This is a genomic window from Gemmobacter serpentinus (genome assembly GCF_008973825.1).
Lineage (GTDB): Bacteria > Pseudomonadota > Alphaproteobacteria > Rhodobacterales > Rhodobacteraceae > Gemmobacter > Gemmobacter serpentinus.
The window spans coordinates 331,081-354,409 of sequence record NZ_WCHR01000005.1 but is presented as its reverse complement, the minus strand read 5'-3'; the positions used below and the strand labels follow the sequence as shown (position 1 = coordinate 354,409).

Here is a 23,329-nt window from a genome sequence, read left to right as displayed (position 1 = left end):
CTTGATCTTGCCATGGCTTTGACCGGCCCTGCCATGGTTCGTTAAATCTCTGCCAAGCATGGCGCAGCCATCCTGAACCCGGGTGTAAATTCGGGTTTGGGGCTTGGCTATGGGCCAATTCAACGCTTTGGGCGTATTCCGCTCGGCTGCGTCACAGCTGCTTGCGGGGGTGACGGATATTGTTTCACGCGTGGTGGAGGGCAAGGTGCAGCTCTTTACCACGACGCGGGCGGGGGGCGGCATATTGGCCTTCGAGTTGACCGCGACAGGGCTTGCCTTGCGTGACAGTCAGACACTTGCGGTGACAAATCACCTGCCCGCGGCCACCCATTTGTCCATCGTGACGGCGACCGGCACGCCACAGTTGATCTGGACCGGCGGCTGGTCTGCCAATGTCGGCGGCTTTGGACTGATCGACAATGGCGTGATCGGCACCGGGTTCAGCTATCGCCGTGGGCCGTCGGGGATCATCACCGCCCATACGCTGGCAGATCGCGACGGCACCACCTTTGTCATCTCTGCGGTGAAGGAAACCGGGCGGCTGGAGGTCAGCCGCCTGTCGGCCACCGGCATCCTGTTCAGCACCGATGGGCGTGAACTGTTCGGCGCGGGCGAGCAGATGGCGGATGTGCGCGACATGGCATCGGTCAATATCGGCGCGCGGACCTTTGTCATCACCCTGTCCAATGTCGAGGACTCCCTGCGGGTCTGGGGGCTGGGCGACGATGGTGCGATCCGTGTCGTTTCCAAGCTGGGGGCCTCGGCGGGGTTGGGGATCGCGGCCCCATCGGCGCTGGAGGTGGTGCAGGCCCATGGCAAGACATGGGTGATCGCGGCCGGCAGCGGCACATCCTCGGTCTCGGTGATGGAGCTGTCAGGCAGCGGCGTCTTGCGAGTGACCGACCATATCATCGATACGATGGAGACCCGTTTTCAACGGGTCGAGGCCTTGGCGACCGCAGTTGTCAACGGTCGGGTTTTTGTCTTTGCGGGCGGTGGCGATGGCGGATTGCAGGCGCTGATGCTGTTGCCGGACGGACGGCTGATTGCGGCTGGCATGATCGAAGGCACGGCGACACTGCCCATCGACAATCTGACGGCCATCGAAGCGGTGGTGGTCGGCGGCCGGATCGAACTGATCCTTGGCGGCGAACGCGCGGGTCTGCTTCGGCTGCGCTTCGATCCGGGCGACCCGGTTGCCGAACAGCGCGGCGGGGCCGGGGCGGACACGCTGACCGGCGGGGCGGGGGATGATTTGCTATGGGGGGCAGCAGGTGACGATTCCCTGGTCGGCGGCGCAGGCGATGACGTGCTGCTGGACGGGCTGGGCGCCGATACCCTGTGTGGCGGGGCAGGGGCGGATGTCTTCGTGCTGGGACGTGATGGCGTGGCCGATGTGATCCGCGATTTTGAGCCGGGGATCGACCGGATCGATCTGTCGGGCTGGGGGCGGGTCTATTCCGCCCAAGCCCTGTCGATTGTGGAGCGCAACGGTGCCACCGTGATCCGCTGGCGCGACGAGGCTCTGACTGTCTACAGCGCCGACGGGCAGAACCTGCCGCGTGGGTTGTTCACCACCGCCCGGCTGTTCGGCATCTGGCATCTGATCGACCCCGATCCGGTGGCCGGTGTCGCCTTCACCCCGCAGGCTCCTGCGCGCGAAACGGTTACCGGCGGCGCGGGCGATGACAGTTTCATGGCACGCAACAGTGGCGATATGCTGATCGGCGGGGCTGGTGCCGATCTGGTGGATTACGCGGGCCTTTCACGCGGCGTGACCGCCAGCCTGTCCAGCCCTGCGCCACATGGCGGATCCTCGGGGCTGGACCGCTTCAATTCCATCGAGCATCTGGGCGGCAGCCGCTTCAATGATGTGCTGATCGGCAATAGCGGGGTCAACCATCTTTGGGGCCGGGAAGGCCATGACCGGCTTGAGGGGTTGGGCGGCGCTGACCGCCTTTTCGGCGGGTCGGGCAATGACACGCTGATCGGCGGGCCGGGGGCAGACAGGCTTTATGGCGGGGCCGGGTCCGATATCGCAAGCTATGCGGGTTCCAGCGCCGCGATCCGGATCGATCTGTCGCGCGGCATCGTCAGCGGGGGGGATGCGACCGGCGACCGGCTGACCGGGATCGAAGGATTCATCGGCGGGCAGGGGCGCGATACGCTGATCGGCAGTAATGGCCATAATTATCTGAATGGCGGTGCCGGCAATGACAGCCTGTCGGGCGGGGCGGGCCATGACAATCTGCAAGGGGATACCGGCGATGACACCCTGATCGGCGGGCCCGGCAATGATACGCTCAATGGCGGCGGCGGGGTGGATCTCGCCAATTATGATGGCCGTCACGCGGTGGCGATCAATCTGGCCTGGACCCGCGCGCAATATACCGGGGGTCATGGCACTGATCTGCTGCTCTGGATCGAGAATGTTCTGACGGGGTGGGGCAATGATACGGTGACGGGCAATGCGGCCGCGAACCGCATCTGGCTTGGCAGCGGCAATGACCGCGCCTATGGCGGCGCAGGCAATGACAGCCTTTTGGGGGCCCGGGGCGCAGACCTGCTGGAAGGCGGCGAAGGCCATGATCTGCTGCAGGGCGAGGCAGACAACGACACTTTGCGCGGTGGTGCGGGCAATGACCGTCTCTATGGCGATGATGGCGACGATTCCGTCCTGGGCGATGCCGGGGCCGACACGATTTATGGGGGGGTGGGCAATGACCGGCTGCTGGGGCTTGCCGATCATGACCTGATCTATGGCGGTGCGGGCCGGGACCAGATGCTGGGCGATGCCGGCCATGACACCCTGCATGGCGATGCGGATGCCGATCAGATCTATGGCGGCGCAGGCCATGACCTGATCTTTGGCGGCACCGGGGCCAATACGCTCTGGGGCGATGATGGCGATGACCGGATCTATGGCGATGCGTTGAATGACACCTTGTTCGGGGGCGCGGGCAATGACAGCCTTTATGCCGGGGACGGGAACGACCGGATCGATGGCGTGGCAGGCATCGACCATGCGTTTTTCGGCGGGCGCGCCGCGGCCCGCATCGATCTGCGCCGCAGCACGCCGCAACAGACCGGCGCGGGCACCGACATTCTGATCGGGATCGAGGCGGTGACCACCGGCAGCGGTCATGACCGGGTCACTGGCAACGGCCAGTCGAACCGGCTGCAAGCCGGGGCGGGCCATGACCGGATCACGGGTCTGGGCGGGAATGACACCCTTATGGGCGATACCGGGAATGACAGCCTGTTCGGCGGCAGCGGCAAGGATCGCCTGACGGGGGGGGGCGGGCGCGATGCCTTGCGCGGCGGAGATGGCAATGACAGCCTGAGGGGCGAGGCCGGCAATGATCGACTGTCAGGTGGCAAGGGCAATGACCTGATCTATGGCGGCTCTGGCTCTGACCAGCTGACTGGCGGCGCGGGCAATGACCGGCTTTACGGCGGGGATGGGTTTGACATCGCGATCTTTACTGGCAAGGCGGCGCTGCGCATCACGCTGGAACACAGTCGGCCGCAGGTCACCGGACAGGGGCGCGATCTGCTGAAGGGGATCGAGGGGCTGCAAGGTGCTGAGGGCGGCGACCGGCTGGTCGGCAATCGCGGCAAGAACGCATTGCTGGGCATGGGAGGCAATGACACGTTGCGCGGGCTTGGCGGCAATGACACCCTGCGTGGGGGCGATGGGCACGACCATTTGCAGGGCGGGGCCGGGGATGACCGCCTGATGGGCGGATCCGGGCGCGATCGGCTGGAAGGCGGGGCGGGCCGTGACCGGCTGGATGGCGGCCGTGGCGACGATCTGCTGCGCGGCGGCGCAGGTGCCGACGATTTCGTCTATTCCGGCGGGCGCGACCGGATCCTGGATTTCAGCCGGATCCAGGGCGACGAATTGTTGCTTGATCGCGCGGCCTTGCCCTTTCTGCGCGGCATGAGCGTCACGAAGATCGTCACCCGCTGGGGCGAGGATCGCGGCAATAATGTCGCGCTGGATTTCGGCAGCCGGGGCGAGGTCGAGATCCTCGGCATCTCGAGCCTGAGCACCTTGCACCGCGTCATCGATCTGATCTGACCCGCACCTTGCGGCCCGGCCTGGGCCTGACCGGGATGCAAGCCCCGGTCAGGCCCCGGTCAGATCAAGATCCGGTCAGATGATGAAAACATGGCCCTGCAGTTCCGCGACTGCCTCGACACCGTCAATGCTCAGCAGCTTGTCGCGGCCGAAACTCAGCGCGATCCCAGAACTGGTCACGTTGGCCGCGTCCAGCAGGCTTTGCACGCTGCGGCGGCCACCGCCCCATAGATCGCTGTCAATCTCGATCCTGTCCTTCTCGCGCGCGTTGAAATCGGTAATCCGGTCAAGGCCACCGTCGAACACGAACCTGTCGGCCCCGGCCCCGCCCCGCAGGATGTCATTGCCCGGGCCGCCCGAAAGCAGATCATTGCCGCGCCCGCCCTGCAGGATGTCATTGCCCGCATTGCCACGCAGGGTGTCATGGCCGCCAAAGCCTTGCAGGGTATTGTTGCGCAGGTCGCCCTTGAGCAGATCGTTGCCGCCCCCGCCGCGCAGATCCTCGATCCCGAGGATCGTATCGCGGCTGCCATTGCGCCCCCCGACCTGCGCCCTGCCGGAAACAAGGTCCACCACGATATTGGCGCGTTCGTCGGAATAATCGGCCAGGTCTCGCCCGCTGCCGCCAATCAGCCGGTCATTGCCGCGCCCGCCGACCAACGTGTCATTGCCGCCGCCGCCTTGCAGCGTGTCCCGGCCCGGCCCACCTGACAGATGGTTGTCGCGATCGGACCCATAGATCTTGTCATGGCCGCGCCCGGCAATGGCGGCTTCAATCACCGTGCCTTCGGCGATGCCCATGTTCTGCCGGAAACCCCCGACCGAGGAAAAGCTGCCCGGCTCCAGCCGGATCACCTGGTTTTTGCCCACGGTGGAGAAATCAAGCCGGTCATAGCCGCTGCTGTCGTGAATGGTAAACAGGATGTTATTGTCCTGCCAGACCCGACCGGGACTGGGCCTGTCATCGAACATCGCATCGAACAGACGCTCCAGATAGCCACCCACATTGCTGTTGTGACCGTAAGTGGTATCGCCCTTATGCGTGCTGGCCTTCAGACCATAAAGGTCGCGGATCGCGGTGATATCGGCGGCCATCGGGGTCACGACATATCCCGCATCGCCACGGAAGTTCGGGTTCACCTGCGACCTGTCACCGGATTGAAAGAAATAGGACATGATGGTCATCATCACGCTGTCTTCGGCGTAATGGGCATCATCGGGCCAATCGGCATCGCCATTGTAATGGCCGCCGTGACCCAGGCCGAGCGCATGGCCGACCTCATGGATATAGGTCTGGAACCAATAGGAATTGAGCGAAACCGGCGCATCGTTCCAGTCGCTTTCCACATTGATGAGCGAGCTGGTGATGCGGCCGCGCATCACTTCCGATGTTGACCAGGCCCCATCCTCGGGGTGGTCATTGGTAAAGGTCAGTTCGGCAGCCCGGCCCTGACGGAAGGTTGCACGATAGCCGCCATCCAGACCGTCTGTGGCCGAGCCTACGGCCAGATAGAAGGTGCCGCTGCGCCCTGCCGTGAAGGTCAGCGCGCTATGATTGCCATTGCCGCCGTCATCATCCCATCGGATCGGATCGCCGGATTTGGCATCGTAGATCGCCAGATAGGGATCGCGCAGGCCGTCTGCACCGACGCCATCCACGGTGATTGTGTAGGTCTGGCCGGCCTTCAAGGTGATCCGCAGCCAATCTTCGTCCTGGCTTCCGTTCAGCCGCCCCTCAAAGACGCTGTTCACGGCCAGATCTTGCAGGGTCTGGCGGCTGGCGGGAAGGTCGCGACTTTCCACGACAATCGGAGCCCGGACGTCCAGCCCGACCTCGACAAAGCGGATACCGCTGGCCGCGCTCCAGGCCTGAAGCGCATTGCGGGCCAGAAAGCGTTCATCGGGGCTGAGGGTGCCCAGATCATAGGTCAGCGCCTTGTCGGCCCCCAGATGAAAGACGCGGCGCGTCTCGCCCTGATAGGTCCAGAAGTCATCGGTCAGCTGTCGGGCGATCTGGTCGATGGTGAAATGCGGTAGGGCTATGTTCTTCAACGGGATACCTGGGCTTCGAGGACAATCTCAGGGTGTGTTTCGGCACTATGTTGCGGCGGGTGTTGCCGCGTCAATCAGCAAGCCGCATAGCGCCGAGCCCGGATCGGCCAGATCCTCCACGACATCGAAATGATGCCGACCCGGCGCGACGGTCCAGCCACAATCCCAGGCTTCCGACAGGCTGCGCGCCTGCCACAGAAAGGCCGGGCGCTCCTGTCCGCCGACATGGATATGGGCGCTGATCCCGGGGCGGCGGGTCAGCAGCGCCGGACTTTCCGTCGCGCATTCTTCGGCGTCAAGGTGCAGATTGGCGTTCATGCCGGTCTGCATCAGCGGGGCCAGCAGCGAAAGCGGCGAGATCGGGACGACCCGGCACAGGCCCGGCAGCGTGATGTCGCTGCACGCCATGCGCGCCGACAGATGCCCGCCCGCCGAATGGCCGGTGACCACGATCGGCAGCCCTTCGGGCAGCAGGCTGGCAGCAAAACGGCAGGCTTGTGCGATTTCATGCGTCATGGCGCCGATCCGCGCCTTTGGTGCCAGCGTGTAGGAAGGCATGGCGCAGGCCCATCCGCGCGCCAGCGCACCCGCCGCCAGATGCGACCAGTCTTCCCGCCCAAAGGCGAGCCAATAGCCGCCATGCACGAAGACCAGCAGCCCCTTGGGTGAGGTGTCGGGCAGGAACAGATCAAGGGCCTGCCGCGCCTCCGACCCATAGGCCAGATCCAGCCGCGCCCGCGCGCCAAGCCCGGCCCGGAATGCGGCGGCCTGCGCCTTCCAGCGCGGCGGAAAATCAGCCGCCCCGGCGATGAAATCCGCATTGGCGTAATCGTTGGAAAGATCCTGCATCCTGCGCGCACCCTGCTTGACCTGCGATGCGGGCAGAGTGGCCGCAGGGCAGGGGAAAGGCAATCCGCAAAGCCGGGCGGATCCGGCCTGAAATGAGCGGGGTGCCCGCGCCATGGCCGGGCACCCCGTTTTCCGTTCAACAGGCCTGCCGGGATCGTTCAGCCAAGGGCATAGCCCGCGCCGCGCACCGTGCGCAGCGGGTCTTCGCCGCCATGCTGCGACAGCGCCTTGCGCAGCCGTCCGATATGGACATCCACGGTGCGGGTATCGACATAGATGTCGCGCCCCCAGACCCGGTCCAGCAGGGCCTCGCGGCTCCAGACCCGACCGGGCTTTTCCATGAAGGTGGTCAGCAGCCGGAACTCGGTGGGGCCGAGCTTCAGCATCTTGCCCTGCCGGGTCACCCGGTGGGTTTCCGGATCAAGGCGGATATCCTCAAACTCCAGCACCACACCGGCGGTTGACGGGCGGACCCGGCGCAATTGCGCCCGCGCCCGCGCCATCAGCTCCAGCACCGAATAGGGCTTGATGACATAATCATCCGCGCCGGTTTCCAGGCCCCGGACCCGATCCACCTCTTCGGCGCGGGCCGAGAGCAGGATGATCGGGATGCCCCGGGTTTCGGGCCGCATCTTCAAACGCCGGCAGACCTCGATCCCCGAAAGATTGGGCATCATCCAGTCAAGGATGATGATGTCGGGGGCGGCTTCGTCCACCAGCATCATCGCCTCTTCGCCATCTGCCGCCTGGGTAACGGCAAAGCCCTCGGCCTCCAGGTTATAGGCCAGCACCTCGCGTTGCGCGGGTTCGTCCTCGACCAGCAGAACGGTGGGCTGTTCCTGGCTTGCCATGTGTCAGCCCTCGGCTTCCGAAGCAGAGACCATCGCGCGCAGGCCGCTTTCCTTCGGACGTTCTTCCTCGGGCAGACGGCCATCTACCAGATAGATCACCTGTTCCGCGATCCCGGTCGCATGGTCGCCCACGCGCTCGATGTTCTTGGCGATGAAATGCAGATGCATACAGGGTGTGATGGTGCGAGTGTCTTCCAGCATATGGGTCAGGAATTCCCGGAACAGACCATTATACATCTGGTCGATCTCGTGGTCGCGCTGGCGCACATCGGCGGCCATCTTGGTATCGCGTGCGATATAGGCGTCGAGCGAGTCCTTCAGCATCAGAACCACGGCGCGGCACATCCGGCGGATGGAGCCGGTGGCCCCTTCGATCTGCGCCATGCTGTTCAGCACGACCGACCGTTTGGCCAGGTTCTTGGCATAATCGCCGCAGCGTTCCAGATTGGCCGCGATCCGCATCACCGTCAGCACGGTGCGCAGGTCGCTGGCGGTCGGGCCGCGCAGCGCGATCAGGCGGGCGCATTCCGACTGCACCTGATCCTCCAGCGCGTCGATGGCGGCATCGCCGGCGCGGACGCGGTTCGCCAGTTCCTCATCGCGGGTATCCAGGGCCTGCGCCGCATCCAGAAGGGCCGCCTCGACGAGCCCCCCCATCTTCATCACCGTGGCCTGCACGCCTTCGAGATCGCGGTCGAAGGAAGAGACGATGTGTTTTTCGTTCTGCATGGAACTCTCCCTCAGCCGATACGGCCGGTAATGTAGGATTCAGTGCGCGGATCGCTGGGATTGGTGAAGATCTGGCCGGTCTCGCCATATTCCACCAGATTACCAAGGTGGAAGAAGGCGGTGCGCTGGCTGACCCGTGCGGCCTGTTGCATGGAATGGGTGACGATCACGACCGAGAACTGGCTGCGCAGCTCGTCGATCAGCTCTTCCACCTGGGCGGTGGCGATGGGGTCCAGTGCCGAGCAGGGCTCGTCCATCAGCAGCACCTCGGGCGAGGTGGCAATGGCGCGGGCGATGCACAGACGCTGCTGCTGACCACCCGAAAGGCCGGTGCCTGGCGCGTCAAGACGGTCCTTCACCTCGTTCCAGATCGCGGCCTTGCGCAGCGATTTCTCGACCACCTCGTCCAGTTCCGCCTTGTTGCGGGTCAGGCCGTGGATCTTGGGGCCGTAGGCCACATTGTCATAGATCGACTTTGGGAAGGGGTTGGGCTTCTGGAACACCATGCCGACCTTGGCGCGCAGGGTCACAGGATCCACGCGCTTGTCGTAGATATCCTCGTTTTCCAACGTGATGGACCCCAGAACCCGGGCAGAGGCGACGGTGTCGTTCATCCGGTTCAGGCAGCGCAGGAAGGTCGATTTGCCACAGCCCGACGGGCCAATGAAGGCGGTGACCGTCTTGTCGAGGATGTCGATATCGACATCCTTCAGCGCGTGGTTCTCGCCGTAATAGACCTGCACACCACGGGCGGCCATTTTTGCGCTGCTGGCGGTCACGTCTCTCTCCACAATTCTCATATCGTTCATTTCTGAAATCCCCTTACCAGCGGCGCTCGAAGCGGCGGCGCAGCATGATGGCGACCGCGTTCATGATCACAAGGAAGACCAGCAGCACGATGATGGCACCGGATGCCCGTTCGACAAAGGCCGGATCTGCGCGCTGCGTGAAGTTGTAGACCTGCACCGGCAGGGCCGAGGCGGGATCGAAGAAACCTTCCGGCGGTGCGCCGGGGGTCTCGCGGACGAAGGCCACCATGCCGATCAGCAGCAGGGGGGCAGTTTCGCCAAGGGCTTGCGCCAGACCGATGATGGTGCCGGTCAGGATGCCCGGCATCGCCAGCGGCAGGGCGTGGTGGAAGATCGCCTGCATCTTGGAGGCACCCACACCCAGGGCCGCATCACGGATCGAGGGCGGCACGGCCTTGAGGGCGGCGCGCGTTGCGATGATGATGGTCGGCAGCGTCATCAGCGTCAGGACCAGACCACCGACGATGGGGGCCGATTGCGGCAGGCCCATGAAGTTGATGAAGATCGCAAGGCCAAGGATACCAAAGACGATGGAAGGCACCGCCGCCAGGTTCGAGATGTTCACCTCGATCATGTCGGTCAGCTTGTTCTTCGGCGCGAATTCCTCAAGGTAGATCGAGGCGGCAACACCGATGGGCAGCGACAGGACCAGAACGATCAGCATCATATAGGCCGAGCCCAGGATGGCCACGCCCAGCCCTGCGGCCTCGGGACGGACTTCGGAGGCATCGCCTGAGGTGATGAAGGCCGGGTTGAAATCCAGCGAGACGAGGCCCGCATCCTTCATTTCGCTGACAAGGTTCAGCTGCGCGGGCGAGATATTGCTGTCACGCGCGGCGCTTTCCAGGGTGACGCGGCCCTTCAGGAAGCCGTCGACACGACCATTGGCCAGCGCGCTGAACTCGATGGTCTGCCCCAGCAGCGAGGGATCGGCGAGAACCTGATTGCGCAGCTGTGCGGCGGCATCTTGCGACATCAGGCCCGCGATCTGCTTGGCGGTCAGCGCCGGATCGACGGTCAGGCCCTTTTCGGCGATGGCCGCCTTCAGCCCCTGTTCCAAGATCTTGGCATAGCCAATGGTGGTGACCTTCTTCATGTCCTCGGGATTTCGGTTCCCCCCTTTATCAAGGGCGGTTGCATCCAGCGTGATGGGGATATGGATGAAGGTCTGGCGGAAGGCGCCAAGGCCGCTGCCCAGAACCGAGGCCAGCAGGATCACCAGCGCCAGCACCGCGACGACGATGGCCGAGGCCCCGAAAAAACGGAACCGGGTTTCGGCGGCATTGCGGCGGCGCGTGCGGGCATCGGGCTCGAACAGGGAATGTTTCGGGCGCGCGGCCGCAGGCATTTGCGAGGTTGCGTCGCTCATTCGTATTGTTCCCGGTATTTGCGCACGATCACGAGTGCGATGACATTCAGGCCAAGGGTGAAGCAGAACAGCGTCAGGCCAAGCGCGAAGGCCACCAGGGTCTCGGGGCTTGCGAACTCGGTATCGCCGGTCAGCTGGCTCACGATTTTCACCGTGATCGTGGTCATGGCCTCAAAGGGGTTCAGGTCCATCTTCGCAGCGGCCCCTGCGCCCATCACCACGATCATCGTCTCGCCGATGGCGCGCGATGCAGCCAGCAGGACGGCACCGACGATGCCGGGCAGCGCGGCGGGCATGATGACCTGCTTGACGGTTTCGGAATGGGTGGCCCCCAGCCCGAACGAGCCGTCACGCATCGATTGCGGCACCGCGTTGATGATGTCATCCGACAGCGAGGAGACGAAGGGGATCAGCATGATGCCCATCACGATGCCCGCGGTCATCACCGAGGAGGACGAGTTGCCCATGCCCATCGGCTGGGCGAACCAGTCCCGCAGGAACGGGCCCACGGTGATGAGGGCGAACAGGCCATAGACGATGGTCGGGATGCCGGCCAGGATCTCGATCGCCGGTTTGGCGAAGGCGCGAACCGTCTTGTTGGCGTATTCCGACAGATAGATCGCCGCCATCAGCCCGATCGGCACCGAGACAATCAGCGCGATGAAGGACACATAGAGCGTGCCCCAGACCAGCGGCCAGATGCCCAGATCCGACCCACCCCCGAATTTCGGGTTCCAGGTGGTCGAGAAGAAGAATTGCTTGAAGTCGTATAGCTTGAAGAAGTGAATGCTTTCCGCCACCAGCGAGAAGACGATCCCGAAGGTGGTGGCGACCGCGATCAACGAGCTGGAGGCCAGCAGGACCAGCGTGAAGCGCTCCACCAGATTGCGGGCGCGTTGCTCGGGGTTGATCTGGAACAAGGCCCAGGCAAAGCCCGCAAGAGCCGTCAGCACGACAGCGATGGACTTCACCTGCGAAAAGCTGCTGTTCAGATTGCGATATGCCTTGGCGGCCTCCAGCGTCGACGGCGTGACATTGGAACCGATGGCCACACCGACCGAGGCCAGACGGCCGCGCATATCGGTCAGATCTGCGCGCATGGCATTGATCCCGGCCTCATCCAGACCGGCCTTCTTGGCCACGGCATCCAGGCCCTGTGCGATGCGGCGCACATCGGTCATCACCAGCGTGATCGACCCCGCCTGGGCGATATCCGCCTCGGGGAGCATGGCAGAGACGCGGTTTTCAATCACAACGGGTTGGATGAAAAGCCATGCGACCAGCAGCACAAGCGCCGGAACTGTCGCGAAGAGAAACACTTCCCAGCCGTAATATCCGGGCAGCGAGTGCAGGTTGCGGGGTTCGCCATCAGCGACAGAAAGCGCCCGTTGGCGCCCAATGAAAAAGCCGAGCACCCCAAGGCCCAGCACGATCAGCAATATCAGTCCTACGCTCATGTCTCGCTTCCGCGTATGAGGAAAGGGGGCGCAGCCCGTGCGCCCCCTGCCTGTTCAGGCGATCAGTTCAGCGGGCCCATCGGCACTTCGCCAGCCACGTCTGCCTGGGTCTTTGCCAGCTCCGGGTCGGACACCAGACCATAGGCCGCCAGCGGGCCTTCCGGGCCGGCCATATCGTCGGACACGAAGAATTCGATGAATTCTTTCAGGCCCGGGATCACGCCGATATGCGCTTTCTTCACATAGAAGAACAGCGGGCGCGAGACCGGATAGTCACCGGCGGCGATCGATTCCACGGTGGGGATCTTGCCGTCGATGGTCGCGACTTTCAGCTTGTCGGTGTTGTTCTGATAGAAGGACAGACCGAACACGCCCACGCCGTTCTTGTTGGCGTCGATGCGGGCCAGCGTCTCGGTGTAGTCGCCGTCGATATCGACCGACGCGCCGTCGGTGCGAACCTCAAGACATTTGGCGACAGCTTCTTCTTTCTTGGCGTCGTCATCGGCACCGGCCGAGGCCGCGATGAACAGATCATAAGCGCCGGTGGCCTTGCAGCCTTCTTCCAGCAACTTGATGTCGAAGACTTCGCGCGTGCCGTGTTTGGTGCCCGGGATGAAGGCAAGGATCTGTTGTGCCGGCAGGGCCGCATTGGCGTCAGCCCAGGTCTTGGCCGGGTTGGCAACCAGAGCGCCGTCCTTGGCGACCGTCGCGCCGAGGGCGGCATAGACGTCCGACGGGGTCAGGGCGAAGTCCGGGCCATTGATGTCGCTGGCGAAGACGATGCCGTCATAGCCGATACGGACTTCCATGATCTCGTTCACGCCGTTGGTGGCGCAGAGGTCGATGTCGGATTGCTTGATGCGCGAGGAGGAGTTCGCGATGTCGATGGTGTTTTCACCCACGCCTTCGCAAAGTTTCTTGCGGCCGCCGCCAGATCCGCCACCTTCCACGACCGGGGTCGGGAAATCGAAGTTCTCGCCGAAGGCCTCTGCCACGATGGTGGCGTAGGGCAGAACGGTCGAGGAACCCGCGATCTGGATATTGTCGCGGGCCATCGCGCCGGTGGCCGAGGCGGCGACCATGGCAATGGCGGAGACGGTGAATTTCATGGCAGACATGGTGTGCTCCATCTGTGTCCGGTCGGGCTGTTGCCCTTGCTGGCAGGGGGTAGCGGCCGGTTGTGACGGTCATGCAAGATTTATGTGACAGTAATGTAAAAGCCGCCGTCGCAGACCGAGATTCTTGCCGGTGGCGTGCCAGGCGATGCCCGCGGCCGGTCGGGCGATAATGGGCGGTTTTGGGGGCCGCGAGGGTGCCAAACGACGGGATATGCGCGAAGACACAGGGTTTTTGCGGCGGTTTCGCGCATTGAACCCTGCCGCATTTGCTGTGGCGCGGCGGCTTGCAGGGTCGGCCTGTCGGACAAAATGCAGGCCCCAGAACGCCGTCCCATACCGTCACAATCGCTGCAGCGGCTTGGCTGATTCCCGGCCCGCTCTGCCCGCGTCCATCACGTTGATGCGATGCACGCGCGGCACATGCCCCGGCCTCTTTTCCCGCAGGGCATGGCGGGGTAGACTGCGGCAAACCAAAGGGATTGCCATCATGTTTCGCCTTGTCATCGCTGCCTCTGCCATTTTGCTGACCGCCTCGCCGCTTCTGGCCTGGACCAGCCGTGACGGCTTCAGGGTGGAGCCGCAGGGGGCGGGCCAGTTCGAGGTGCAGGCGCGCCCCGGCCTTTCCGCCGCCGAGGCGTGGTGCGCCGCAGGCAGCTATGCCGTGCAGCGTCTGGGCCTGTCGCAACAGGATCGGATCTGGCGCGCAACCGCCGCGCCGCGCCGCGCAGGGCAGGGCATCGGCTTTTCCCTGTCGCCCGAGGCCAGCACCGGCAAGACCGGGCTGCTGATCGTCGGTGAGGATAATGGCAGCGTCAGCGTGGCCTTTGCCCAGCAACTGTGCTGGGGCAATCGCAGCATCCGCGAGTGAGACGCAAAAGCGCGGTCTGAGTCCCGCGCGCCACAGTTTGAACGCTATATGCTGGGGTGCGATTTTCCGCCTAGCCGAAACCTGCGCTTCTGCGCTAGCCTCTGTGGATAACTGGGGTCCATACTCAAGGAACCCCGGACAAACGAGGCAGACAGACAGAAACAAAGGGGGACGGCGATGCGCTGCCCATTCTGCGGCAATATCGACACCCAGGTGAAAGACAGCCGTCCGGCGGAGGATCACGTCTCGATCCGCCGCCGGCGGTTCTGTCCGGCCTGCGGCGGCCGTTTCACGACCTATGAGCGCGTGCAGCTGCGCGATCTCATCGTGATCAAGACCAGCGGCAAGCGCGAGGATTTCGACCGTGACAAGCTGGAACGGTCCATCCGCATCGCGATGCAAAAGCGCCCGATCGACCCGGAACGCATCGACCAGATGATCTCGGGTATCGTGCGGCGTCTGGAATCCCTGGGCGAGACAGACATCCCCTCGCGGTCCATCGGCGAGATCGTGATGGAAAGCCTGGCCCGGATCGACACCGTTGCCTATGTGCGCTTTGCCAGCGTTTACAAGAACTTCCAGGCGGCGGATGATTTCGACAAATTCGTCTCCGAACTGCGCCCGGCCACTGGTCCCAGCGAAGAGTGAGCGGGCCCCAGCGAAGCGTGAGCGAGAAGGCGACAGACGAAGCCCTGATGCGCGTGGCCCTTTCGCTGGCTGCGCGCGGGCTTGGCAATACCTGGCCCAACCCGGCTGTGGGTTGTGTCATCGTGAACAGCGGTGCCGGTGGGGACCGCATAGTGGGGCGCGGCTGGACCCAACCGGGTGGTCGCCCCCACGCCGAACGTCGGGCACTGGCGCAGGCCGGTGCCGCCGCGCGGGGGGCCACCGCCTATGTCACGCTGGAACCTTGCGCCCATCACGGCAAGACCCCGCCCTGTGCCGAGGGCCTGATCGAAGCCGGGGTGACGCGGGTGGTCACGGCCCTGACAGATCCCGATCCGCGCGTGGCCGGGCGTGGCCATGCCATGCTGCGGAATGCCGGAATTGCGGTGACCGAAGGCATTTGCGGGCCAGAGGCGCGGGCGTTGAATGCGGGCTTTCTGAAGCGGATCGAACAGGGACTGCCCTTTGTCACCCTGAAACTTGCGACCACGCTGGATGGTCGCATTGCCACCGCAAGCGGTGAAAGCCGCTGGATCACCGGGGCCGAGGCCCGCCGCTGCGTTCATGCCATGCGCATGGGGCATGATGCGATCATGGTGGGCTCGGGCACTGCTTTGGCCGATGATCCCGATTTGACCGTGCGCGATATGGGGGCCGTGCATCAGCCGTTGCGTATCGTGATCGACAGCCATTTGCGCCACAGCCCCGACAGCCGCCTTGGCCGCAGCGCGCGGAACGTGCCGGTCTGGCTGATCCATACGTCGGATGCTGCGCCAGAGGCGCGTGCGGCATGGATCGCGGTGGGGGCCGAGCTGATCGAGGTGCCCGCGCGTGACGGTCACGCCGATCTTTTGGCCACGATGCAGGCACTGGCCGCACGCGGCCTGACCCGGATTTTCTGCGAAGGCGGTGCTGATCTCGCCGCCGCTCTGATCCGGGCGGGTCTTGTAGATCAACTGGCGCATTTTGGTGCCGGAGCATTGATCGGGGCAGAGGGGCGCGCGGCGCTTGGCACCATGGCGCTTGCGAGATTGCGGGATGCCCCGCGGCTGCGCCTGATCGAAACGCGCCGGGTGGGGGTGGATACGCTCAGCCTTTGGCAGATCTGATCGGGGTCAATTGCCCTGAAGGATACGGTCGAAGATGCGGCCGGTTTCTGCCTCGATCGCCTCACGCGCGCGGCGCTTGGCGGCATCCTCCAGCGTCTCTTCGCCCTGTCGGGTGACGCCGAGCTTCTCTTGCGCCAGGGCCTCCAGGCGCTGTTTCGCCAGTTCCTCTGCCCGCGCGGCTTCGGCTTTGGCGCGCTGGCTTGCCAGCCATTCCAGATCCAGCCGGACCTTGGGCGATCGCCACGGTCCCTTGATGAGCACCGGCACCTCGACCCCGCCGCTGCCGTCGGATTTCGGCGCAAGCCGTGGCAACAGCCGGTAATCCACGCTTTGCTTGCCCAGATCGATCCGGCCCTTGCCACCGGCCTGAAACTGCGCGGCGCTGATCTTCAGATCCTCGCTGCGCGCCACGCCCTCGCTGATGGCCGCCGTCAGCGACAGCCCGTCAAAGATGGTCTTGCGCCCTTCGCCGACATAGCCCGGATCCATCGTGCGCAGCATCCCGGCAATATCGAGCCCGATGATCTCGCCCCGGCCAAGATCCAACGCAAAATCGCCTTTCAAGCCACGGATCATCTCGTCGACCGACGGGCCGACCCCCAGAAGCCGCAATCGCAGATCACCGCGCCCGGCCAGACGTGCGGTGCCTGCAAGTTCGGCAAGGGCCGATTGCAGATCAACCTGCGCCAAAGTGATATCGGCGCTGGCCGACAACCCGCTGCGTGCATTCAGCACCACCATGCCTTTGGCCTGACCGCCATAAAGCGCGGCCTCGCTCAGCGTCAGCACGGCGCGGCCATCTTCCAGCGCCAGCTTTGCGCGCGTCTTGCCCAGAACCAGTGGCCCGGCCAGCACGTTTTCGGCGGACAGGGCGATTTCGGCATCCAGCATCTTCAGCGCGCTGGCGTCGATCTTGTCGGTGGACCAGCCTTTCGCGGGCGTGGCGCTGCTGCCATCCGCAGCGGTGGAGACGGGCAGGGTCAGGCTTTCCCCCGCGATGCGCGCGACCAGCTTGGGGCGCGGGCTACCAGGGGTGAAATCGGCCTCAGCCCCAAAACCGCGCCCGTCGGCGGTCACCGTGGCCTCGCGCAGATGCAGGCTGCCCTTGGCGGTCAGCGTGGCCTCCGCGATCAGGCCAAGGCTGTCGCGGCCGAAGCCTTGCGGCAGATCCGGCAGGGATTGCCCGATCAGCGCGGCCAGCGCGGGGCGGTCGTTCAGTTGCGCTTCGATGCGCCCTTCGGCCATCAAGGGCGACAGGGCAGCGCGGCCGACAAAACTGGCGCGATTGGTGCCCGCCGCCAGATCAAGGCTCAGATCCTGCGTGCGCCCGGCCAGCAGCGCCGAAAGATGGCCGCTGCGCGCCGCAAGGGTCAGCGGTTGGCCGCGCATCAGCGCCCGCAAGGTCAGGTCAACCGGGCCGTCGAAGTCCGGCACGGCGGTGGCAAGGTCGATCCGGCTCAGTTCGATCTGGTCCTGGCTGCCATGATCGATGAAGCGCAGATTGCCGTCGCGGATACGCAGCGCGCCAAGGGTGAAACCGCTGGTCTCGGGCGTCTCTGCCTCGGTCGCCTCACCCTCAGACGCAGAGGGCCGGATCACCCAATTGCCGCGCCCGTCCTTGTCGCGCTCCAGCAGTAGGCGGGGATTGGCAAGCTCGATCCCGGTGATGATCAGCCGCCCGTCCAAAAGCCCGACCGGGTTCAGCCCGATATCGATGCGGTCGGCCACCAGCATATCCGGCTCGCTGCCCCATGCGGCATTGGCCAGCCGCACCGGCCCGGCCGAGACCCCCAGCACCGGCCAGATTGCGACCTTGGCACCCGACCCGATCTCCAGCTTGCGCCCGGTCGCGGCCTCGAACCGATCAGCAGCCAGCGCCAGAACCCGGTCCTTGGGCATCAGCACCACCATGATGCCCAGAAGAAGCAACAGCACCACAAGGGTTGCCAGCACACGCACCAGCCAGCGCATCATAAATCTCCTGCCCATTTGCATGGATTTTTCGGCGAATCATGCCTTGGACCTGCCTTGGGTGCAAGCCCGGGCGGGGCAGGGGCTAGGGTCAACATCGCGTCATGAGGGGCAAGCCGGGCGGCGCAAGGCGCTTCTCCCCCGGCCCGCTTTGGCGTATAGGCGGGGCGCCAGCCCGCGAGAGAGCAAGTATGTCCAGCCACAATCCGCCCAGCCTTCGCCCCGACCTTGCCCGCGCCATCGTGCCCGACCAGCGGCGCGAAGGTCAGCCGACCATCGGCATGGTCAGCCTTGGTTGCCCCAAGGCCCTGGTGGACAGCGAACGCATCCTGACCCGGTTGCGCGCCGAAGGCTATGCGATCAGCCCCGATTACAAAGGGGCGGATGCGGTGATCGTGAACACCTGTGGCTTCCTTGACAGTGCCAAGGCCGAAAGCCTTGACGCGATCGGCGAGGCGCTGCGCGAGAATGGCAAGGTTCTGGTCACAGGCTGTTTGGGGGCAGAGCCGGAATATATCACCGGCGCGCATCCCAAGGTGCTGGCGGTGACCGGCCCGCATCAATACGAGGCGGTGCTGGATGCCGTGCATCAGGTGGTGCCGCCTTCACCCGATCCGTTCATCGACCTGCTGCCTGCCAGCGGCGTGAAGCTGACGCCGCGCCATTACAGCTATCTGAAGATCTCCGAGGGCTGCAATCACGCCTGCAAGTTCTGCATCATCCCCGATATGCGCGGCAAGCTGGTGTCGCGCCCGGCCCATGCGGTATTGCGCGAGGCCGAAAAACTGGCCGATGCCGGGGTGAAAGAGCTGCTGATCATCTCGCAGGATACGTCCGCCTATGGCGTGGACCGCAAGCATGACATGGCCAAGTGGAAAGAGGGCGAGGTGCGCGCCCATATCACCGACCTCTCGCGCGAGCTGGGCCGCCTGGGTGCCGGGCGCGAGCTATGGGTGCGGCTGCATTACGTCTATCCTTATCCGCATGTGCGCCAGCTGATCCCGCTGATGGCCGAGGGGTTGGTGCTGCCCTATCTGGATATTCCGTTCCAGCACGCCCATCCCGATACGCTGAAGCGCATGGCGCGGCCTGCGGCTGCGGCGAAGACGCTGGATGAGATCGCGGCCTGGCGGCGCGATTGCCCCGATATCACGCTGCGCTCCACCTTTATCGTGGGCTATCCCGGCGAAACCGAGGCCGAGTTCGAGGCCCTGCTGGATTGGCTGGACGAGGCGCAGCTGGATCGGGTTGGCTGCTTCCAATATGAAAATGTCGCGGGCGCGCGCTCCAACGATCTGCCGGGCCATGTGCCCGCCGAGGTGAAGCAGGAACGCTGGGACCGCTTCATGGAAAAGGCGCAGGCGATTTCCGAGGCCAAGCTTCAGGCCAAGGTCGGCCAGACGATGCGTGTGCTGGTCGATGAGGTGGATGGCGAAGGGGCCACCTGCCGCACCATGGCCGACGCGCCCGAGATCGACGGCAACCTGTTCATCGATGAGGATTTCGAGACCCTCTCCCCCGGTGATTTCGTCACGGTCGAGGTCGAGGAGGCCAGTGATTACGACCTTTGGGGGCGTGTGGTGTCTGCCTGATTGCCCGAAGGGGCTGTGTGCTTGGCACCAGATTTTGTGGTGCCAAACTTTTCGGTGCCAGATTTTGCTGTGCCAGAGTTATCGGGGCCTGCAATTGCGCAGTGTCAGAGGCGGCTCAGCCGCCCGCGCGCCGTGCCATGCCAAGCGAGCGTGGCGCGGTTTCGCGAAAGCCGAATTTCTCATAAAGCCGGTTGGCGGGCACATCTGCGATCAGGCTGACATAGGCCGAAGGTGGCAGCGCGGTTTCCACATGGGCCATCAGCGCGGTCATGATGGCGCGGCCCAGACCCTTGCCCTGATGGGCCGGGTCGACCGCGATATCGACGATCTGGAAGAAGCAGCCGCCATCCCCGATCAGCCGCCCCATGCCGATGGGCTGGCCCTCTGCCAAGACCTGCACGGCAAAGATGGTGCCCCGCAGGCCCTTTTCCGCAGCCTCTGCCGAAAAGGCACTCAGGCCCGCGATCGCCCGCAGATGCAGATAGGTCTTCTGATCCGGCACGCGTTCGACAATCTGATAATCCTGCCTGCTCATTTCCACATTCCTTCGGCACGTTTGAGGCGCAAGGTTGCCCCAAGTCCATTCTTCTTTTCGCAAATTTTCTTCCGGGATGAATTTGGCCGCCGACCCAAGCGGGGGCGGAACCCCTTGCGCTCGGTCAGCCCCTTCACCGCCAGTCGAAAAAGCCCTTTGGTGCCTGTGCCAGCAAGCGCCGCGCCAGATCCTGCCCCAAGCGCGCGCCGTCAGACGCCGCCCCGCGCGCCTCGCCTGCGATCACCTCGGATCCGTCGGGGCGCAGGATCTCGCCGCGCAACCAAAGATCGGCCCCCTCCAGCAGCGCAAGGCCAGCAATCGGGGTTTCGCAAGACCCGTCCAGCGCTGCCAGATAGGCGCGCTCCGCTGCCAGCCGCAGCCCGGTATCGCGGTCATGGATCGCGGCCAGCATCTTGGCCGCGCGGGCGTCATCCGCCCGCCGCTCCACCCCGATGGCACCCTGCGCCACGGCGGGCAGCATGTCCTCGGGCGCGATGGCAGAGCGTGCGACCTGCGCCATGCCCAAGCGGTTCAGCCCGGCCATGGCGAGGAAGGTTGCAACCGCCACGCCATCTTCCAGCTTCTTCATGCGGGTCTGGACGTTGCCGCGAAACTCCACCACCTCCAGATCGGGGCGGCGCGCCTTTAACTGCGCCCGCCGCCGCAGCGAGGAGGAGCCGACCACCGCGCCCTGCGGCAGATCGGCCAGCGATGCCACATGATGCGACACGAAGGCATCGCGCACATCCTCGCGCGGCAGATAAGTATCCAGCAGCAGCCCTTCGGGCTGCGCCACCGGCATGTCCTTCATCGAATGCACCGCGATATCGATGCCGCCTGACAGCAGCGCATCCTCGATTTCACGGGTGAACAGGCCCTTGCCGCCGATCTCTTTCAGCGGGCGGTCCAGCACACGGTCGCCGGTGGTCTTGATGACCACGATCTCGAAAGCGGCATCAGGCAGATCAAAGGCGGACATCAGGCGGCGGCGCGTCTCATGCGCCTGTGCCAAGGCCAGCGGTGAGCCGCGTGTGCCGATTTTCAGGGGGGCTGCGGGGGTGGGAAGCATTAGGGTCATGTCCTCAGCCTTAGCGCGCGGCCCTTGCCCGTGCAATGGCCGCTGCCCGCCTGCGCGGTCTTGGCAGGGGCGACACCCTGCCGCGCCTCGGTTGCGCGCGCCAACCTGTTTTGCCCGGGCGTGCCGCTTGACTTGGGTCCCCCGCCCGGCGCAAGTCAGGGCCAGAAAACAGGAGCCCGCCATGACCGACAAGCTGATCCTCCGCGCGCTGAAGGGCGAGGTGCTGCCCACCCCGCCGATCTGGATGATGCGTCAGGCCGGGCGCTACCTGCCGGAATATCGCGCAACGCGGGCCGAGGCGGGGGATTTCCTGAAACTCTGCTACAACCCGGATCTCGCCGCCGAGGTCACCTCGCAGCCGATCCGGCGCTTTGGGTTTGACGCCGCGATCCTGTTTGCTGATATCCTGCTGATCTGTCAGGCGCTTGGTGCCGATCTGTGGTTCGAGACCGGCGAAGGGCCACGCCTTTCCACCATTACCACGCGGGCGGAACTGGATGCCTTGAAGCCGGTCGATGCGATCCATGACACGCTTGCCCCGGTCTATCAGACCCTGCGCATCCTGGGCCGCGAATTGCCGCGCGAGACCACGCTGATCGGCTTTGCGGGCGCGCCCTGGACGGTTGCGACCTATATGATTGCCGGGCGCGGCAGCAAGGATCAGGGCGCGGCCCATGCGCTGAAATCCGCAGATCGCGCGACTTTTGCCGCGCTGATCGACCGGATCACCGAGGCCACGATCGAATATCTGTCCGAACAGGTGAAGGCGGGGGCCGAGGTGGTCAAGCTGTTCGACAGCTGGGCCGGCAGCCTGAAAGGCGATGATTTCACCGATTTCGCGATGAAACCCGCCGCGCGCATCATCGCGGAACTGAAATCGCGCCACCCCGAGCTGCCGATCATCGCCTTCCCGCGCGAGGCGGGGCAGGGCTATGTCGGCTTCGCCAAGGCCACCGGGGCCGATTGTGTGGCCATCGACAATTCGGTGACCCCGGAATGGGCGGCAGAGCATGTCCAGCCCGGCGGCTGCGTGCAGGGCAATCTGGCCCCGGGCCATATGGTGACCGGGGGCGACGCGCTGGTTTCCGAGACCCGCCGCGTGGTGAATGCCTTCCGCAAGGGGCCGCATATCTTCAATCTCGGCCATGGCATCACCCCCGATGCCGACCCCGAGAATGTGCGCCTGATGATCGAGACAGTGCGGGGGATGTAATCCATGCTGCTGCCGCTTTGGGCATGGTCCGCATTGGCGGCGGCCTTGGCGCAGACCGGGCGCAATGCCACGCAAAGCGGGCTGACCGCGCGGCTGGGCACGCTGGGCGCGACCAATGTGCGCTTCCTGTTCGGGCTGCCCTTTGCCGGCGTGTTCCTGCTGGCCGGGTTGCATCTGACCGGCGAGGCATTGCCCGATATGACGCCGCGCGCCGTAGGGTTTACCTTTGGCGGGGCGCTGGCGCAGATCGGTGCGACCGCGCTGATGCTCCAGGTCATGCGCTCGCAATCCTTCGGGCTGACCACGGCCTGGCTGAAGGTCGAGCCGGTGCTGGTGGCCCTTGTCGGCTGGCTGATCCTTGGCGATGCGCTGACCCTGCCGATGCTGGGAGCGATTGGGGTGGCGGTGCTGGGGGTGTTGATCCTGACGCTGAAACCGGAGCTGGGCCGCGCGATGCTGACCGGCACCGGGCCTGCGATGATGGGGCTGCTGGCGGGACTGGCCTTTGGCCTGTCGGCCATCGGCTTTCGCGGCGCGATCACCGCGCTGCCTGAGGGCAGTTTTCTGATCCGGTCGCTGACCATCCTTGCACTGTCACTGGCGATGCAGACTGCCATGTTGGTGGTCTGGCTGGGCGCGACCAACCGCCCGGCGCTGACGGGCAGTTTCGCGGCCTTCGCGCCGTCGCTGGCCGCAGGGTTCCTTGGCGCGCTGGCCTCGGCCTTCTGGTTCATCGCCTTTTCGCTGACCTCGGCCGCCAATGTCCGCACCCTTGCGCTGGTCGAGGTGATCTTTGCCCTGATCGTTGCGCGTGTCGCCTTCGGCCAAGGCGTCAATGCCCGCCAAGGACTTGGCATCGCCGTGCTTCTGGTCGGCGTCGCGCTGCTGTTACGGGTTTCCACCTGAAAAATCAGGTCAGCCTTGTTGACTTGATCGTGATCCGGGCGCAGGTTTGCCCGCGAGTCGGTTTGGGAGGCAG

Annotated in this window: 18 protein-coding genes; 7 read left to right on the top strand and 11 right to left on the bottom strand. The window is 64.8% G+C overall.

The genetic code is table 11. The features are described 5' to 3' along the window. Positions 1-109 precede the first annotated feature (109 nt). Complete coding sequence (locus GBJ34_RS03975) at positions 110-4,084, top strand: calcium-binding protein (RefSeq protein WP_151717951.1); 3,975 nt, start codon at positions 110-112, stop codon at positions 4,082-4,084. A gap of 75 nt (positions 4,085-4,159) precedes the next feature. Here the strand turns inward: GBJ34_RS03975 and GBJ34_RS03970 are convergent, their stop codons facing one another. From GBJ34_RS03970 to GBJ34_RS03935, 8 genes are all read right to left on the bottom strand, one after another. Then, positions 4,160-6,136 (bottom strand): M10 family metallopeptidase C-terminal domain-containing protein, encoded by a 1,977-nt coding sequence (locus tag GBJ34_RS03970; protein ID WP_151717950.1) that lies wholly within the window; start codon positions 6,134-6,136, stop codon positions 4,160-4,162. Between the two features lie 45 nt (positions 6,137-6,181). Continuing rightward, on the bottom strand, positions 6,182-6,985 hold the full coding sequence (locus GBJ34_RS03965; protein ID WP_151717949.1) for an alpha/beta hydrolase: 804 nt from the start codon (positions 6,983-6,985) through the stop codon (positions 6,182-6,184). Between the two features lie 158 nt (positions 6,986-7,143). Next, entirely contained in the window at positions 7,144-7,836 is a 693-nt protein-coding gene (phoB, locus tag GBJ34_RS03960) for a phosphate regulon transcriptional regulator PhoB (RefSeq protein ID WP_151717948.1), read from the bottom strand. Between the two features lie 3 nt (positions 7,837-7,839). Continuing rightward, the gene (gene phoU, locus GBJ34_RS03955; protein ID WP_151717947.1) at positions 7,840-8,565 is read right to left on the bottom strand and encodes a phosphate signaling complex protein PhoU; all 726 of its coding nucleotides are present in this window, start codon (positions 8,563-8,565) and stop codon (positions 7,840-7,842) included. A gap of 11 nt (positions 8,566-8,576) precedes the next feature. Then, entirely contained in the window at positions 8,577-9,374 is a 798-nt protein-coding gene (gene pstB, locus GBJ34_RS03950) for a phosphate ABC transporter ATP-binding protein PstB (protein WP_151717946.1), read from the bottom strand. A gap of 13 nt (positions 9,375-9,387) precedes the next feature. Next, the gene (gene pstA / locus GBJ34_RS03945; protein ID WP_151717945.1) at positions 9,388-10,743 is read right to left on the bottom strand and encodes a phosphate ABC transporter permease PstA; all 1,356 of its coding nucleotides are present in this window, start codon (positions 10,741-10,743) and stop codon (positions 9,388-9,390) included. Beyond that, positions 10,740-12,200 carry a phosphate ABC transporter permease subunit PstC gene (gene pstC, locus GBJ34_RS03940; protein WP_151717944.1) on the bottom strand — a complete coding sequence of 487 codons (1,461 nt, stop codon included), beginning with the start codon at positions 12,198-12,200 and terminating at the stop codon, positions 10,740-10,742. Before pstC ends, pstA begins: the two co-directional genes overlap by 4 nt. Positions 12,201-12,262: 62 nt before the next feature. After that, the gene (locus GBJ34_RS03935) at positions 12,263-13,318 is read right to left on the bottom strand and encodes a substrate-binding domain-containing protein (RefSeq protein WP_151717943.1); all 1,056 of its coding nucleotides are present in this window, start codon (positions 13,316-13,318) and stop codon (positions 12,263-12,265) included. 487 nt (positions 13,319-13,805) lie between these two features. Between GBJ34_RS03935 and GBJ34_RS03930 the strand changes: the two genes are divergently transcribed. The 3 genes from GBJ34_RS03930 to ribD all read left to right on the top strand — a co-directional run bounded on the left by GBJ34_RS03930 (position 13,806) and on the right by ribD (position 15,961). Further along, on the top strand, positions 13,806-14,186 hold the full coding sequence (locus GBJ34_RS03930; protein WP_151717942.1) for a hypothetical protein: 381 nt from the start codon (positions 13,806-13,808) through the stop codon (positions 14,184-14,186). A 177-nt stretch (positions 14,187-14,363) separates the two neighbouring features. Further along, positions 14,364-14,834 carry a transcriptional regulator NrdR gene (nrdR, locus tag GBJ34_RS03925; protein ID WP_151717941.1) on the top strand — a complete coding sequence of 157 codons (471 nt, stop codon included), beginning with the start codon at positions 14,364-14,366 and terminating at the stop codon, positions 14,832-14,834. Between the two features lie 17 nt (positions 14,835-14,851). Beyond that, complete coding sequence (ribD, locus tag GBJ34_RS03920; protein ID WP_404811395.1) at positions 14,852-15,961, top strand: bifunctional diaminohydroxyphosphoribosylaminopyrimidine deaminase/5-amino-6-(5-phosphoribosylamino)uracil reductase RibD; 1,110 nt, start codon at positions 14,852-14,854, stop codon at positions 15,959-15,961. A 6-nt stretch (positions 15,962-15,967) separates the two neighbouring features. On the opposite strand, the gene GBJ34_RS03915 is transcribed toward ribD, so the two are convergent. Continuing rightward, positions 15,968-17,932 carry an AsmA family protein gene (locus tag GBJ34_RS03915; protein WP_192931101.1) on the bottom strand — a complete coding sequence of 655 codons (1,965 nt, stop codon included), beginning with the start codon at positions 17,930-17,932 and terminating at the stop codon, positions 15,968-15,970. 191 nt (positions 17,933-18,123) lie between these two features. Between GBJ34_RS03915 and rimO the strand changes: the two genes are divergently transcribed. Beyond that, positions 18,124-19,524 (top strand): 30S ribosomal protein S12 methylthiotransferase RimO, encoded by a 1,401-nt coding sequence (gene rimO, locus GBJ34_RS03910; RefSeq protein WP_151717938.1) that lies wholly within the window; start codon positions 18,124-18,126, stop codon positions 19,522-19,524. A 115-nt stretch (positions 19,525-19,639) separates the two neighbouring features. Here rimO and GBJ34_RS03905 read toward each other — a convergent pair whose 3' ends face one another. Both GBJ34_RS03905 and hemC read right to left on the bottom strand, forming a co-directional pair. Next, the gene (locus tag GBJ34_RS03905) at positions 19,640-20,059 is read right to left on the bottom strand and encodes a GNAT family N-acetyltransferase (RefSeq protein WP_151717937.1); all 420 of its coding nucleotides are present in this window, start codon (positions 20,057-20,059) and stop codon (positions 19,640-19,642) included. A gap of 133 nt (positions 20,060-20,192) precedes the next feature. Then, complete coding sequence (gene hemC / locus GBJ34_RS03900) at positions 20,193-21,137, bottom strand: hydroxymethylbilane synthase (protein ID WP_151717936.1); 945 nt, start codon at positions 21,135-21,137, stop codon at positions 20,193-20,195. 181 nt (positions 21,138-21,318) lie between these two features. On the opposite strand from hemC, the gene hemE reads away from it, so the two are divergent. Further along, positions 21,319-22,350 (top strand): uroporphyrinogen decarboxylase, encoded by a 1,032-nt coding sequence (hemE, locus tag GBJ34_RS03895; protein ID WP_151717935.1) that lies wholly within the window; start codon positions 21,319-21,321, stop codon positions 22,348-22,350. Between the two features lie 3 nt (positions 22,351-22,353). Further along, positions 22,354-23,256: a DMT family transporter gene (locus tag GBJ34_RS03890; RefSeq protein ID WP_151717934.1), complete on the top strand. Its 903-nt coding sequence runs from the start codon at positions 22,354-22,356 to the stop codon at positions 23,254-23,256. The last annotated feature ends 73 nt before the right edge of the window (positions 23,257-23,329 follow it).

Bases quoted from the DNA above. Each gene is read 5' to 3' on its own strand.
- GBJ34_RS03975 (WP_151717951.1), top strand. From the start codon at position 110: ATGGGCCAATTCAACGCTTTGGGCGTATTCCGCTCGGCTGCGTCACAG.
- nrdR (WP_151717941.1), top strand. From the start codon at position 14,364: ATGCGCTGCCCATTCTGCGGCAATATCGACACCCAGGTGAAAGACAGC.
- GBJ34_RS03965 (WP_151717949.1), bottom strand. From the start codon at position 6,985: ATGCAGGATCTTTCCAACGATTACGCCAATGCGGATTTCATCGCCGGG.
- GBJ34_RS03905 (WP_151717937.1), bottom strand. From the start codon at position 20,059: ATGAGCAGGCAGGATTATCAGATTGTCGAACGCGTGCCGGATCAGAAG.
- hemC (WP_151717936.1), bottom strand. From the start codon at position 21,137: ATGACCCTAATGCTTCCCACCCCCGCAGCCCCCCTGAAAATCGGCACA.
- rimO (WP_151717938.1), top strand. From the start codon at position 18,124: ATGTCCAGCCACAATCCGCCCAGCCTTCGCCCCGACCTTGCCCGCGCC.
- pstA (WP_151717945.1), bottom strand. From the start codon at position 10,743: ATGAGCGACGCAACCTCGCAAATGCCTGCGGCCGCGCGCCCGAAACAT.
- GBJ34_RS03930 (WP_151717942.1), top strand. From the start codon at position 13,806: ATGTTTCGCCTTGTCATCGCTGCCTCTGCCATTTTGCTGACCGCCTCG.
- hemE (WP_151717935.1), top strand. From the start codon at position 21,319: ATGACCGACAAGCTGATCCTCCGCGCGCTGAAGGGCGAGGTGCTGCCC.
- GBJ34_RS03890 (WP_151717934.1), top strand. From the start codon at position 22,354: ATGCTGCTGCCGCTTTGGGCATGGTCCGCATTGGCGGCGGCCTTGGCG.
- pstC (WP_151717944.1), bottom strand. From the start codon at position 12,200: ATGAGCGTAGGACTGATATTGCTGATCGTGCTGGGCCTTGGGGTGCTC.
- pstB (WP_151717946.1), bottom strand. From the start codon at position 9,374: ATGAACGATATGAGAATTGTGGAGAGAGACGTGACCGCCAGCAGCGCA.
- GBJ34_RS03915 (WP_192931101.1), bottom strand. From the start codon at position 17,932: ATGCGCTGGCTGGTGCGTGTGCTGGCAACCCTTGTGGTGCTGTTGCTT.
- phoU (WP_151717947.1), bottom strand. From the start codon at position 8,565: ATGCAGAACGAAAAACACATCGTCTCTTCCTTCGACCGCGATCTCGAA.
- phoB (WP_151717948.1), bottom strand. From the start codon at position 7,836: ATGGCAAGCCAGGAACAGCCCACCGTTCTGCTGGTCGAGGACGAACCC.
- GBJ34_RS03935 (WP_151717943.1), bottom strand. From the start codon at position 13,318: ATGTCTGCCATGAAATTCACCGTCTCCGCCATTGCCATGGTCGCCGCC.